The sequence below is a fragment of the Crossiella sp. CA-258035 genome, assembly GCF_030064675.1.
Classification (GTDB): domain Bacteria; phylum Actinomycetota; class Actinomycetes; order Mycobacteriales; family Pseudonocardiaceae; genus Crossiella.
Window position 1 is genome coordinate 4,367,889 of sequence record NZ_CP116413.1, and the last position, 13,640, is coordinate 4,381,528.

Below are 13,640 nucleotides of genomic sequence, written 5' to 3' on the forward strand. Positions count from 1 at the left end.
ACCGGGGCGCCGGACACAGGTCCTAGGCAGGCAGCGCCCACATCGGGTTGGTGTAGAACCACAGGTCCTCCCACGGGTCGGCGTCCCCGGCCACGTCCATCGCCGGACCGGCCGGATCCACCGCCGCACCACCCAGCCCCACCGCGACCCGCTTGCCGTCGGTGCCCCGCAGCCGCAGGTAGAACGGAGAGTCCAAGCGCCCCAAGGGATGCGTGAACCGCACCGTGCCCGCGGACGCGGTGACCGCGAAGGAGCGCACCACCTTGGTCCTCGGCGCGCTGAAGGTGTCCCGGTCGGCGACCGGGCCGGTCACCGCGCCCTGGATGAGGTCCACCCTGGCCAGCTTCGGCACGAACTGCGCCCAGTTCGGCAACCGCGCCAGGTCCACCTCGATCACCAGCTCCAGCGCGGTGCCCCGCTTCGCCCGCAGCACCCCGCCCAGCGTGACGCTGTCCTGCGCCCACCGGTCCGCGGTGCGCAGCCGGATGTCCAGCCCGGCCACCAGCGCGCCGTGGTCCACCCAGACCCGCCCGGCCCGGATCCCGGCCATCACCGCGCGGTAGGAGTGCCCGTCGGCGCCGACGTGCGTGCGGGTGTAGGCGCCGGGCCAGAAGTCGGCGTTGGTGAGGTCGGGCACCGGCCCGTGCACGGCGTCGGCCAGCTTGCCGTCCCGGTCGAAGTTGGAGCCGGGGCCGGTGACGGCGGTGTCGCCGTAGACGGCGTGCGAGTCGGAGTTCGCGGTGACCCACCACGGCCTGCCCTCGGCGAGCAGGCTGTCCCACAACCCGCCCACGGTGGCGGTCATCCAGTCGAAGCCGCCGAAGGTCCGGTAGCTCGCCGGCGGGTAGGCGGGGAAGGAGTCCGGGCCCGGCTCCATGAAGTAGTAGCCGCGGGAGAGCCCGGCCCCGTGCGGCTTGGCGATGCCCGCGGCCTGGTGCCCCGGCGCGGCCTCCATGCCCACCGCGATGTGCGGCTGGGCGTCCCGCCAGTTGCGGATCTCGTGCGGGGTGTCGATGCCCTGCCGGGCCGGGTGGTTGGCCAGGAACAGCACGTCCTCGATCCGCCTGCGCCGCAACGCCTCGGCCAGGAAGTCGATGCCCGCGATGGCCAGCGCCTCGTTGGCGGGGGTGTTGCCCAGGGCGTTGCGCACGATGCCGTCGAAGGAGCCCTCGAACTCCTTGAGCACCCGCACCTCCTCCCGTCCGGGGTGGACGAACACGGTGCCGTGCTCGGCGGCCGGGATGTTCCACTCCAGGCCCTGGAACACCAGCGCGTCCGGCACGTCCCGGCGCGCGGCCACGATCTCCGGGTTGACCCGCTCCACCCCGATCCGGGCGTGCGTCGGGCCGCCGTGGTCGGTGATCACCATCCAGTCCAGCCCGTGCGCCGCGCCCTGCCGCACGTGGTCGATCACCCGGTAACGACCGTCCAAGCTGTACTGGGTGTGGATGTGGTGGTCCCCGGCCAGCCACCGGTAACCCCCGCGCGGCGGCGGCGCCGCGTTGGCCGCCGCCGCGAGGACCCCTGGCGCGACCGCGAGTCCGGCACCCAGCAGCCCGGCCCGGCGCAGCATCGCCCGGCGGGACAACCCGTCCGGTGGCAACGCCTCGTCCGGCACCGCGCTGTCGAGTGCCTCAGGTAGGGGATGGTCATGGGCATGATGGTGGTGCAGATGATGATGGTCCACAGCCGGTGGATCGGGGCCGTTCGAAGCGGGGCTGGATCGCCCACCCCGGTGACTCCGCCGTCGCCCGTTCGTGCCGGGTGTCAGCCCAGGTCGCGCCGGGCGCGGCGAGGTACCCAGGCAGATAGTTCAGCCTTCGCGACTGCGGAGAACTCCTACCGGAGTCAACGGCTGGGCCCTGGTCCCGCGGTGACCGGTATGCCGACCGACCGGTAGCCCGGACCGACCTGGTTGTCGCGGTAGAACTTCACGCCGGTGGAGGCCGAGGTGGCCTCCACGACCCGCGTCGAGGAGCCGACGAACCGGTTGCGGGTGATGAACACCTGGTCCGGACCGTCCACCTTGATGGCCTGGTTCCAGCTGTCGCCGACCTCGTTGTCCGCGATGATCCAGTTCCGCATGCCGTCGGTGTTGCCGCCGGAGTTCCCGCCACGGCCGTAGTCCTCGGCCATCAGGAACTGGTGGATGCTGGGGATGCTGTGGTCGCGGTCCGGGTTCGCCGGGCCGATGGCCTTGTTGCCGCGGATCTGCACGTCGTCACTGGCGATGGGGTGCGAGCTGGACACCCAGGTCTGGATGAAGTCGGTGTGGCTGTCGCCGGGGTCGCCGGTGACGAAGTTGACCGCGGTGTTGTAGAGGATCTTGTGGCCGTCGCCGAAGAAGGTGATGGCGTTGAGGTCGCCGGGGCCCCTGACGCCCTTGATGTCGTTGTTCTGGATGGTGACATCGGTGTTGTTGTCGGAGTAGATGCCGTACTGCTGCCTGGCGTCCACCCGGCAGTTCTGCAGCACCACGTGGTCGGCCGCGATCAGCACACCGCCACGGATGGTGTTGCCCTGGCAGTCGTGGACCTTGGGCGCGGCCGCGGTGCCACCGGAGCTGATCTTGTACCGGGAATCCTGGTTCGGCACCAGGACCGCGCCCGCCGGAGTGGCCACCCCGCCGACGCCGAGGGTCTGCTTGGGCGGCGGCTGGGTGCCGGTCGAGCCGGACACGGTCGCCTCGGTGATGCTCGTCCACTTGGCCGAGTCGGCGGAGTTGTTGCCGTGCCCGACGATCCGCAGGTAGCGGGCAGGCCCGTCAGCGAAGTCGTGGTTCTCCAGGCCGAGGGTGCTGCCGCTGCTGGTCGTCCGGGACAGCACGGTCGACCACGCCGAGCCGTCCTCGGACAGTTGGACGTCGAAGCTCGCCCGCCGGCGGTCCCCGTCGTGCCAGGCCAGCGACACCGAGTCGACGGTGACGACCGAACCGAGGTCGAAGCGGATCCAGACCCCGTCCCCGGCGGCGGACCACCGGGTGGACAGGTCGCCGTCGATCGCGCCGGCCGGTCCGTTGCCGTCGTGGGTGTCGGCGGTCGCGGCGAGGATGGGCAACGTCGCCGCCGGGGGTGGGCCGTGCAGCGCCATCGAGCCGAGTGCCGCGAACATGCCCAGTGCGGCGGTCAGCATGCGTTTCACCGAAACACCTTCCTGTCCTTCGCCGGAGGTGAGCTCCTGGGGTAGTTGCTAGCGGACCGGGCCCGGGACCGGTCCCCTCAGCGGGCGGGCGCCATCGGCACCTGGCCGACCGCCCGGCCCTCGCGATTGAGCAACCGGCCCATCCGCTTCGGGATCCGCAGGCTGAGGTTGCGCTCCCCGACGGTCACCGCGGGCGCGGCCAGCCGCATCCTGGCCTCGAAGTCCGCGCAGTCGCCGGTGCCGTGCAGCCAGGCGGCCAGCAGCAGGTTGTGATCGCCGATCACCGCGCTGCACAGCCGGGTCTCGGGCAGCGCGGCCAGTGCGCGGGCGGACTCGGCGAGCTGGTCGGCCGGGACGGTGATCCGGTACATCGCGGTGACCGGCCAGCCGGCCAGCGTATTGGCGATGTCGCAGCGGAAGTCCAGTTCCCGGTGCCGCAGGATGCGCTGCAGCCGCCTGCGCACGGTGGCGTTGCCCGCGCCGCAGCGCTGGGCCAGCTCGGCGGCGCTGCGCCGGGGCTCGATGGTCAGCTCGCGCACCAGGTCCGCGTCCAGCTTGCGCCACGGGGTGCTGGTGGACGGGTGGGGGAGTGGCGCGGGGGCCGGTAGCCGGGCGCGCTGGTCCGGGGTGAGGGCGCGGGCCAGCCAGTCGCCGCCTTCCCGGTACACCTGGGACACCACGGTCAGCCGCAGCGACAGCACCCCGTCCAGCGCGCCGATCCGGCTGGTCACCAGGGTGTCCAGGGCGGCCAGGTCCACCGCGTCCACGCCGAGGAACAGCTGGTGGCGGCCGGTGGTGTGCTCGACGCTGAACACCGGCGGCCAGGAGCACAGCTCGGCGCTGAGCGCGGCGATCCGGTCCGGGCGGCAGGCCAGGTCCAGGTAGCCGATGGTCAGCGTCGGTGGCGGCACGTAGGCGGTCAGCCAGGCCAGCCCGCCGGCCCGCAACCGCTCCCAGCGGCGGGCCGCGGTGCGCGCGTCCACCCCGATCGCCGCGCCGAGCACCGCCCACGGGGCCCGGGGCGCGAGCTGCAACGCCTCGACGAGCATGAGGTCGGATTCGCCCAGCGGAGTCGGCACCCGGGCAGTGTGCCGCCATCCGGCCGGTGCCGGACACCGGCGTTGGTCGGGGCGGTGCTGAGCGCTTTCCGGCATCACCCGGACCGGAATTGGCGCAATGGCGCAAACCCGGTGGTCACTGTGGCCGGTGCCGCATTGTCGTACTCGTCAGTAGACCTGGTGGAAGGACGGTGCGGTGATGGCGACCTCCGGGCGTGCGGCCGAGCTGGCCGCGCTCACCTCGGCACTGCGGGCCACCCCCTCCCTGGTGCTGGTCAGCGGAGAGGCGGGCATCGGCAAGACGCACCTGATCAGCGCCGCGCTCGCGGAACTGGACCGGCGCTCGGTCGCCGTGGTGCTCGGCCGCTGCCAGCCGGGCACGCCGTTCCGCTACGGCGTGCTGGTCGAGGGACTGCGCTCCTGCCTGCGGGAACGGCCGCGGCCCTCGATGTTCGGCTCCGCCGCCGCGGGCGCGCTCGCCGTGCTCCTGCCGGAGCTGGCCGACCGCCTGCCACCACCGCCGGACCGCGCCGATCCGGCCGAGCTGGCGCACCTGGTGTGCCGGGGGGTGCGCGATGTGCTGGCCGCCCTCGGCCGGGTGGTGCTGGTCGCCGAGGACGTGCAGTGGGCCGATCCGGACTCCCGCACCGTACTCCGGCACCTGCTGGCCGCGCCGCCGCCCGGCCTGTCGGTGGTGCTGAGCCACCGGCCGGCCGAACTGCCCCAGCCGCTGGTCCGCCCCGCGCCGGGGACCACGGTGCTGCGGATCGCGGTGGGACCGCTGGCCGAGCCGGAGGTGGCGAAGCTGGTCCAGGACCGCCTCGGCCCGGCCGCCGGCCTGGCCGGTGAGCTGGCCGCGCACACCGCGGGCATCCCGGCGGTGCTGACCGAGGCGCTCACCGAGCTCGCGCGCACCGGCTGGCCACCCGCCGACGGCCGCACCGCCGCCGAACTGCTCGGCGCGCTGGAACTGCCAGGGGTGCGCGAGCAGCTGGACGCGGCCCTGCACGCCGTGCCCCGGCACGCCCGGCTGGTCGCCGAGGCCGCGGCCGTGCTGGCCGGGCCGGCCACCGCCGAGGACCTCGGTTCGGTCGCGGGCCTGCCCGTGGGCCGGGCCAGGGCGGGGGTGGCCGCGCTGCTGGCCGCCGGGGTGCTGCGCGAGGAGTCCGCCTGCCACTACACCCTGCGGCACCCGCTGGCCCGGCGCGCGGTGTACCGGTCGCTGGCCGGGCCACACCGGCAGGAGCTGCACCGCAGGGCGATCCGCCTGCTGGCGCGGGCCGATCCGCTACCGCTGCGGCGGCTGACCGAACACAGCGGGCAGGCGGGGGAGTCCGCGCTGGCGCTGCGCTACGGACGGGAGCTCATCGAGGCGGCCCAGCGGGTGGGTGACCTGAGCACGGCGATCGAGGTGCTCACCACCCTGCTGGCGGCCGATCTCGGCGGCGCCGACCGCGCGGGCCTGGTGCGGTCCCTGTGCCGGCTCGCTCCGGCGGGCACCCACCAGCGGCAGGCGGCTGCGACGGTGCGGCGGCTGCTGGCCGACCCCTGCCTGTCCGAGGAGCTGCGCGCGGAGGTGCGGCTGTGCCACGGGCTGCTGCTGGTCCGCCAGGCCGAGGGCATCGAGAGCGGCCGGACCCAGCTGACGGCCGCGGTCCGGGACCTGGACCACGGCGGCGCGCGACTGCGCGGGATGTCCCTGCTCGCCCTGCCCTGGCTGGGCGCCACCCCGGTCGCCGAGCACCGGGCCTGGGTGCGGCGGGTCGAACGGGACACCCCGGCCGCCACCGAGCCGGAGCTGCGCCTGGGCCTGCTGGCCAACACCCTGGCCTGCCGGGTGCACCTGGGCGAGCTCGACACCGAGAGCGCCGTGGCGGCCGCGCCCGAGCACGCCACCGAGGCCGGGGCGCGCAGGCAGCTGGCCCGGCTGCACGTCAACCTCGCCGACGCCTTCTCCTGGACCGGCGCGAACGCCGCCGCGCGCCGGGCGCTCAACCGCTCCCGGCACCTGACCACCGGGCTCGGCGCGTGCTATACCGCCGGTTCGGCCGAGGCGACCCGGTTGCGGCTGGACTGGGCCGAGGGCCACTGGCACGACCTGGACGCCCGCGCGGCCGACCTGCTGGCCGCGCACCCCGAGGTGTACCCGATGGCCAGCGAGGCCTGGCTGGTGCGCGCCTGGCTGGCGGTGGCCCGCGGCGACTGGCACGAGGCCGAGCGCTGCTTCCAGGCCACCCGCTGCGCCGAGGCGGCCAACGCGGTGTTCCCGGTGCTGCTGGGCGTGGCCGGCGGCACCATCCGGATGCTGCTGGAACAGGAGCGCCTCGCCGAAGCCTGCGCGCAGGCCGACCGGGCCGCGGCACAGTTGCGCGCCAAGGGCGGCTGGACCTGGGCGGGGGAGTTCGTGCCGCACGCGGTGGAGGCCTACTGCGCGCAGGGCCGGACCGGGGACGCGGCCGCGCTCACCGCCGACCTCGGCCGCGCCGTGCGGGCCCGGCACGCCCCGCTCGCCCAGGCCTCGGTGCTGGCCTGCCAGGCCCACCTGGCCCGGGCCCGCGGCGACCTGGCCGGCGCGGCCGAGCAGTTCGAGCGCGCCCGGCGGCGGCACGCCGAGCTCGGCTTCGCCTACCGCGCCGACCGCCTGGCCGAGCTCGCCCTGACCACCGGCCCGCCCGCCGATCCCGCCCACCTGGTCGGCCTGGTCGGCCGCTACGAGCGGGCAGGCGCGGCCAGGGATGCCGCCCGGTGCCGGGACCACCTGCGCCGCAACGGGATCCGCACCCCGGCGCACCGGTCGGGGCGGGGCTACGGTGACGCGATGTCCCCACGCGAACAGGAGATCGCCCGGCTGGTGGTGGCGGGCCACACCAACCGGGAGATCGCCGAGATCCTGTTCCTGTCCCGCCGGACGGTGGAGGAGCACGTGGGCAAGCTGCTGCGCAAGCACAACGTCCGCTCCCGCCACGACCTCCAGCTACCGGGCGCTCAGCTGGCCATGGCCTCGAAGCTGTCCGGCGCGTAGGCCCGGACGCGGATCACCCGGTCCCGGCGAGGCGCCTGGTGGGCCGCCTTTCCCTGCTACGGGCGGCCCACCAGGCCGGTGCCTCGGAGATCCGGTCAGAACGTGATGGCGAAGCCCTCGATCGTGCCCGCGTCGAAGCGGTACACGTCCCGGGCGCTCAGCTTCCACGTGCCGTTGGCGTTCTCCGAGGAGGCGTCCACGGTGAAGCTCTGGTGCACCCCGCCGGCGGAGCCGATCCCGCCGGAGTCCTTGAGCCGGTAGGACTTCCCGCTGGGGCCGATCAGGTCGAGCACCAGGTCCGCGGTGTAGGCGTGGCTGATGTCCACCTTGACCGGCAGCGTCGCCGATGCCGTGCCCGGGCAGCCTTCCTGGGTGACCGAGCTGGTCACCGCGTCACCGGCGTCCGGGATGGGCACCGGTGTGATGTTGGTGCGGATCCCGCACTTGGGCCCCGGCCCGCCGCTGATCGCCGAGACGTTGAGCAGCTTGTTCGGCGAGCCGTTGCCCACGTTGCGGATGACGCCGTCGGTGGCGCCGTTGACCAGGGCGTCGCGGACCTGCTGCGGGGTCGCGCCGGGGTTGGCGGCCAGGTACAGCGCCGCCGCGCCGCCGACGTGCGGGGCCGCCATCGAGGTGCCGGTCATGTTCGTGCTGCCGCCACCGCTGTTGCCCTTGCTGATCGAGGTGACGTTCTCCCCGGGGGCGAAGATGTCCAGGCAGGTGCCGATGTTGGATCCCATGTACCGGTTGTCCGAGCTGTTGGTGCCGCCCACCGTGATCACCTCCGGCACCCGGGCCGGGCTGGTGCCGCAGGCGTCGCTGGAGGCGTTGCCCGCCGCCACGGTGTAGACCACGCCCGAGGCCACCGAGGCCTTCACCGCGTCGTCGCCGACCCCCGGGGCGTCCATGGTCAGGCTCATGTTGGCCACCGCGGGCTTCCGCGCGTTGGCGGTGACCCACTCGACCGCGTCGATGATGCCGGAGTCCGGCCCGGTGTTGTCGCAGCCGAGCACCTTCAGCCCGACGACCTTGATCTTCTTGGCCACGCCGTAGGTCTTGCTGCCCATGGTGCCCGCGGTGTGGCTGCCGTGCCCGTGGCAGTCGTAGCCGTTGCCGCCGAAGAAGTCCTTACCGAGGCTGGCCCTGCCCTCGTACTCCGGGTTGCCGGGGTCGATGCCGCTGTCGATGTCGTAGGCGGTGACCCCTTCGCCGGTGTTCGGGTAGGTGTAGGCGCGGTCCAGCGGCAGGTTCTTCTGGTCGACCCGGTCCAGGCCCCAGGTGGGGTTGGGCTGGGTGTCCGCGCCGCGTGCGGTGCCGTCCTGGTGCACCGACTTCACCGCCGGGTCGGCGGCCAGTCTGCGGGCCTGCTGCTCGGTCATGCTCCGCACCGAGAAGCCGCGCAGGGTGTGGGTGTAGGTGGAGCGCAGTTCGCCGCCGTAGCGCTGGGCCAGCGCGGCGGAGGCGGCCTGGCCGGTGGCCACATCCTCACGCAGCACGACGATGTACTGGTCGCCGTAGTGCTGCCGGGCCTGGACCACGGTGCCCTCCGCGGGCGCGGCCTGCGCCGCGGTGGCGCCGAGGGTGAGCGCCGGGGCCAGCAGCCCGAGCGCGAGCAGGGCTTGTGCCTTGGTGTGCATGGGAATCCGCCTCGTTCCGCGGGTCACTGGACGGTCAGGGTGTAGACGGCGCTGGCCTTCTTGCCCGCGCTGTCGGTGGCGGTCACGGTGACCGGGTAGCTGCCGGGCTGGTGCGGCGCGAACACCTGCATGGTGGAGCTGCCGCCCGAGCTGACCGTCCGCGGGTTGAACATCGGCTGGATCACCAGGCCGGTTCCACTGGCGGACAAGGTGATCGTGCCGGTGCCGCCGGTCACGGTGACCGTGGCGGCGAGCAGCGTGCTCGGCCTGCCGGAGCCGGAGCCGGGGTTCACCGCCACCGCGAGGTCGCCGGGCTGCCCGCCCTTGCCGACGGTGAGCGTCAGCGCGGTGCTCACGGTGTCGGCCTTGCCCTTGCCGGACAAGGTGATCCGGTACTCCCGATCGGCCGTGCCCGGCGCGGTCTCGATGGTGAGCTTGGCGGTCTCGCCGGTGGTGATGGTCGAAGGCTGGAAGGTCGCCGTGGCGCCCTCGGGCAGACCGGTGGCGCTGAGCGCGACCTGTTCGGCCCCGCCGTTGCCCGCCTTGCTGGTCAGGCTCACCGAGACGTGCTTGCCGGGTTCGACCTTGGCCGCGGCGGGCACCGCGGACAGGGTGAACGCGCCGGTGGGCGGCGGGTCGCCGATCTGCTCCCGGACCCAGTCGCCCATCTCGTTGTTGAGCCGGGCGTAGATGCTGTACCAGCGGAAGTCACTGCGGCTCCAGGACGCCACGCCGATCACCTTGCCGTCGGCGACCAGCGGCCCGCCGCTGTCACCGGGCAGGACGGTCTTGCGGCCGTCGGGGTAACCGGCGCAGATCATCGTCTTCGGGTCCGCGCCCTGCTCGACCCCGGTGCACTGCCGGTGGTCCACGATCGGCAGGGTCAGCTTGTGCAGACTGGCATCCGGCGGGTTGTCGCTGTGGCTCTTCTTGCCGTAGCCGAGGCTGAACACGGTCCGGCCCGGCTGCTCCAGCCCGGTGTCGGCGGAACTGGCGATCGTGGCGTACCCCCCGGCAGGCACCGGGATGTCGGCGTCGGTGGTGATCACCGCGACGTCGTAGCCGCTGGCGAAGTGGCGGTAGCTGGGGTGGGTCTTGTAGTCCACCACGTTGAGCTGGGTGCCGCCGGGCTTTGCCACGTCGTCCAGGCCGTAGAGCACGGTCTTGCGGCCCTGGAGTTCCTTGCAGTGCGCGGCCACGAGGACCTTGCGCGGTGCGATCACCGAGCCGGAACAGCTCTGCCCGCGCGGCCTGCTGCCGCCCTCGCGCAGCGCGGCGATGACGTACGGGTGCTCGCGCACCGAGGCCGGTTCACCGCCGATGCTCTGCCCCTGCGCGCCATCGGGCACCCGGGCCAGGTCGGTCGGCGTCGCACCGGAGAGGCCCCCGCCCGGTGCGGCGAGCGCGGAGCCCACGGTCAGCGGCAGCGCCAGCAGCACCGCGGCGAGGCCGAGCAGCCTGTTTCTGGGTCTGGTCATGGTGTTCGTCCTTCCGGGAAGCGGGTCAGCGCGCTGACAGGGACGCGGTGTGCAGCAGCTTGTTGGGCGAACCACGACCGTCGGTGATCTTGCCCGCGGTCGCGCCGCCGGTCAGCGCCGAGCTGACCTGGCTCGGACTGGCGCCCGGGTTGCCGCCCAGGTACAGCGCCGCCGCGCCCGCCACGTGCGGGGTGGCCATGGAGGTGCCGTTCATCTGCTGGATGCCGCCGCCGTTGCGCAGCGAGGTGATGTTGCTGCCCGGCGCGAAGAGGTCCGTGCAGCGCCCGAAGTTCGAGGACTGGCCTCCGCTGAAGATCGAGCGCCGGTCCTGGCTGTCGCTGGCCGCCACGGTGATCGCCTCGGGCACCCTGGCCGGTGAGACGCCGCACGCGTCCTGCCCGCTGTTGCCCGCGGCCACCGTCGCGGTCACCCCGGCCCGGATCGCGCCCTGCACCGCCTGGTCCACTGTGGACGTCACGCCGCCGCCGAGACTGAGCGAGATCACCGCTGGCTTGCGGGCGTTCTTGGCCACCCAGTCGATGCCCTTGACGATGGTCGACCACGGCCCGCTGTTGTTGCAGCCCAGCACTCGCACCGAGACCACCTTGACGCCCTTGGCCACGCCGTAGGTGTTGCTGCCCACGGTGCCCGCCACGTGCGTGCCGTGCCCGGCGCAGTCGGCGGCGTCGGCGTCGTTGTCGATGAAGTCGTACCCGCTGGAGGCCCGCCCGCCGAAGTCGGACTGCCGGTAGTCCACCCCGGAGTCCACCACGTAGACGGTGACCCCGTCGCCCTTGCCGCGGTAGCTGTACTCGCGGTCCAGCGGCAGGTCCCGCTGGTCCACCCGGTCCAGCCCCCAGGTCGGGTTCAGCTGGGTCTCCTGCCCGCGGGCGATCCCGTCCGGCTCGACCAGCGCCACCGCCGGATCACCGGCCAGGGCCCTGGCCCGCTGCGGCGACATCCGCGCGGCGAACCCGCGCACCGCGGTGTCATAGGTGTGCCCGACCGCGAGGCCGTAGCGCTGGGCCAGCCCGGCCGCGGCGGCCGACGCCGCCTCCGCCTGGCCGTCGCGCAACAGCACGAGGTACCCGGTCTCGGCGGAGGCGGCGGCAGGGCCCGGCGCCGCGACACCGGCCATCACGGCGAACCCGGCGACGAGCACGCCGAGGACGCGTTTGTTCCTGGACATGAGCAGCTCCGATACAGGGGGGAACTGGTGGAGTGGGCCGCCCGCCGACGCGTGCTGGCCCGCCGGCAACTCTCCGGCGGGACGCACGGGCGGACAATTGTGGTGGGCACCCGTAGACCACCCAGTAGTCCCCGAGGTGGAGCCGCTCAGTCAGTCAGGGAGAGGGCGTCCGGCCGATGCCGCGGTAGGGCAGCGGCTGGCTGTAGACGATGTTGGTCGTGGTGCTGCCGAACGCGGTCAGCTCGTTGACCACCTGCTCCAGGTGTGGCATCGAGGTGGCCGCGACCTTGAGGGTGTAGCAGTCCTCGCCGGTGATCCGCAGGCACTCCAGGATCTCGCCGCGCTGGGCGAGCAGCCGGTGCAGCGGCTGGTGCTGGTGGCCGGGGTACTTCAGGCGCACCACGGCCAGCACGTGGTAGCCCACCTTGTCGAGGTCGACCACGGCGCGGTAGCCGGTGATCACCCCGGCGTGCTCCAGCCGCTTGACCCGTTCGGTGGTGGCCGAGGCGCTGAGGTTGACCCGGCGACCGAGCTCGGTGAGCGCGAGGCGGCCGTCCTGCTGCAGCTCCGCGACGATCATCCAGTCGGTGAGGTCCATGGTCTCGGCCATGGCCCGAAACTACCGTGAGATCCACGGCGAGGAGGGCCAAATGCCGTGGACAGTCCCTTCTGCGGGGCTGGCTGATCAGCATAGTCTCGATCACATGTTGCTCGGTGTGAACGTCCCGAACTTCGGCCCCGGCACCACCCCGGCGGTCTTGCGAGACTGGGCGCGGACGGTGGAGGGCCTGGGTTTCGACCTGCTGATGGTCTCCGACCACGTGTCGGTGACGCCCGATGTGGCCGAGCAGTACCCCGCGCCGTTCTACGAACCGTTCACCACGCTGTCCTGGCTCGCCGGGGTCACCGAGCGGATCACCCTGGGCACCACCGTGCTGATCGCGCCGTACCGGCATCCGCTGCTGGTCGCGCGGATGGCGGCGAACCTGAGCGAGCTCAGCGGCGGCCGCCTCGTGCTCGGCGTCGGGGTCGGCTGGGCGCGGCAGGAGTTCGCGGTACTCGGAGTTCCGTTCCACCGCAGGGGAAAGCTGACCGACGAGCTGATCACCACGGTACGCGCGGCCTGGCAGGACGAGGGCTACCGCGCGGGCGCCATCCCGATCTGGGTGGGCGGGCAGAGCGACGGCGCACTGCGGCGCGCGATCCGGCTCGGCGACGCCTGGCACCCGCTGCGGCAGACCCCCGACGGCTGGCGGGAGTCGGTGACCCGGCTGAAGAACCTCGCCGCCGAGGAAGAGCGCCCACTGCCCGGCTTGACGCCACGCATCCTGCTCCGGCTGACCGACGAGCCCGTGCCGGACCGACGACTGGGCGAGGGCACGATCGAGCAGGTCGTCGAGGACCTGCACCGGCTTCGCGCCGACGGAGCGCGGGCCGTGGTGCTGGACCCGTTCATCGGCGACCCGACGGAGACCCACCACCCCGAGCTCGCCTGGCACGCCCTGGCCACGGTGCGGAAAGAGTTGCTGCGAAAGGATTTTGCATGAACGAGGAACACCTGCTCCGGGCGATCGAGCTGGCCGCGGAGGCGCGGGCGGGCGGGAACCCGCCGTTCGGGTCCCTGCTCGTCGGCCCGGACGGCTCCGTGCTGGCCGAAGAGCGCAACTCCAGCCTCACCGACGGCGACATCACCGCCCACCCCGAGCTGAAACTGGCCCGCTGGGCAGCCCGCTCCCTGGACGCCACCACGGCGGCCGGCACCACGATGTACACCAGCTGCGAGCCTTGCGGAATGTGCGCGGGGGCACTGGCGAGGTCCGGCATCGGACACGTGGTGTTCGCACTGTCGGGCGAGCAGCTCAACGGGCTCAAGACCACCGGCGGCTTCCCCGAGGTGCCGACCGACGGCCCGCACCTCTACGACAAGGCGAAGCTCCCGGTCGAAGGCTACTACCCCTAGCTTTCCCGCAGATGCGCCCGCTGGGCCAGCTCCTCAGCGCTGACCACGGTCAGCACCGGGCTGCCCGGCGGGGCGAACATGGTCACCACCAGCTGGGCCTGCCGGTCGGGCAGGTTGTTCGCGCCTTGGAGGTGGATCACGGGGCGCGGAGGTCG

General features: G+C 73.2%; 11 protein-coding genes. 3 read left to right on the forward strand and 8 right to left on the reverse strand.

All coding sequences use genetic code 11. From position 1 onward, the window contains the following. Positions 1–22: 22 nt before the first annotated feature. The 3 genes from N8J89_RS19855 to N8J89_RS19865 all read right to left on the reverse strand — a co-directional run bounded on the left by N8J89_RS19855 (position 23) and on the right by N8J89_RS19865 (position 4,220). Positions 23–1,618: a PHP domain-containing protein gene (locus tag N8J89_RS19855; RefSeq protein WP_283665869.1), complete on the reverse strand. Its 1,596-nt coding sequence runs from the start codon at positions 1,616–1,618 to the stop codon at positions 23–25. Between the two features lie 230 nt (positions 1,619–1,848). After that, a complete protein-coding gene (locus N8J89_RS19860; RefSeq protein WP_283666203.1) occupies positions 1,849–3,132 on the reverse strand; it encodes a discoidin domain-containing protein in 1,284 nt (427 codons plus the stop codon). Between the two features lie 86 nt (positions 3,133–3,218). Next, positions 3,219–4,220 carry an Lrp/AsnC family transcriptional regulator gene (locus tag N8J89_RS19865; RefSeq protein WP_283665870.1) on the reverse strand — a complete coding sequence of 334 codons (1,002 nt, stop codon included), beginning with the start codon at positions 4,218–4,220 and terminating at the stop codon, positions 3,219–3,221. A 178-nt stretch (positions 4,221–4,398) separates the two neighbouring features. Between N8J89_RS19865 and N8J89_RS19870 the strand changes: the two genes are divergently transcribed. Continuing rightward, positions 4,399–7,221: an ATP-binding protein gene (locus tag N8J89_RS19870; RefSeq protein WP_283665871.1), complete on the forward strand. Its 2,823-nt coding sequence runs from the start codon at positions 4,399–4,401 to the stop codon at positions 7,219–7,221. Between the two features lie 95 nt (positions 7,222–7,316). Here the strand turns inward: N8J89_RS19870 and N8J89_RS19875 are convergent, their stop codons facing one another. The 4 genes from N8J89_RS19875 to N8J89_RS19890 all read right to left on the reverse strand — a co-directional run bounded on the left by N8J89_RS19875 (position 7,317) and on the right by N8J89_RS19890 (position 12,135). Next, positions 7,317–8,858, reverse strand: a complete 1,542-nt coding sequence (locus tag N8J89_RS19875) for a S8 family peptidase (protein ID WP_283665872.1) — start codon at positions 8,856–8,858, stop codon at positions 7,317–7,319. A gap of 23 nt (positions 8,859–8,881) precedes the next feature. After that, positions 8,882–10,336, reverse strand: a complete 1,455-nt coding sequence (locus tag N8J89_RS19880; RefSeq protein ID WP_283665873.1) for a trypsin-like serine protease — start codon at positions 10,334–10,336, stop codon at positions 8,882–8,884. A gap of 25 nt (positions 10,337–10,361) precedes the next feature. Next, positions 10,362–11,525 carry a S8 family peptidase gene (locus N8J89_RS19885; RefSeq protein ID WP_283665874.1) on the reverse strand — a complete coding sequence of 388 codons (1,164 nt, stop codon included), beginning with the start codon at positions 11,523–11,525 and terminating at the stop codon, positions 10,362–10,364. A gap of 154 nt (positions 11,526–11,679) precedes the next feature. Then, positions 11,680–12,135 (reverse strand): Lrp/AsnC family transcriptional regulator, encoded by a 456-nt coding sequence (locus tag N8J89_RS19890; protein ID WP_283665875.1) that lies wholly within the window; start codon positions 12,133–12,135, stop codon positions 11,680–11,682. Positions 12,136–12,229: 94 nt separating this feature from the next. Here N8J89_RS19890 and N8J89_RS19895 point away from each other — a divergent pair, with 94 nt between their 5' ends. Then, a complete protein-coding gene (locus N8J89_RS19895) occupies positions 12,230–13,072 on the forward strand; it encodes an LLM class flavin-dependent oxidoreductase (protein ID WP_283665876.1) in 843 nt (280 codons plus the stop codon). Then, positions 13,069–13,485 carry a nucleoside deaminase gene (locus N8J89_RS19900; RefSeq protein WP_283665877.1) on the forward strand — a complete coding sequence of 139 codons (417 nt, stop codon included), beginning with the start codon at positions 13,069–13,071 and terminating at the stop codon, positions 13,483–13,485. Before N8J89_RS19895 ends, N8J89_RS19900 begins: the two co-directional genes overlap by 4 nt. Here N8J89_RS19900 and N8J89_RS19905 read toward each other — a convergent pair. Next, a complete protein-coding gene (locus N8J89_RS19905; RefSeq protein ID WP_283665878.1) occupies positions 13,482–13,625 on the reverse strand; it encodes a cupin domain-containing protein in 144 nt (47 codons plus the stop codon). The genes N8J89_RS19900 and N8J89_RS19905 overlap by 4 nt on opposite strands. Positions 13,626–13,640: the final 15 nt, after the last annotated feature.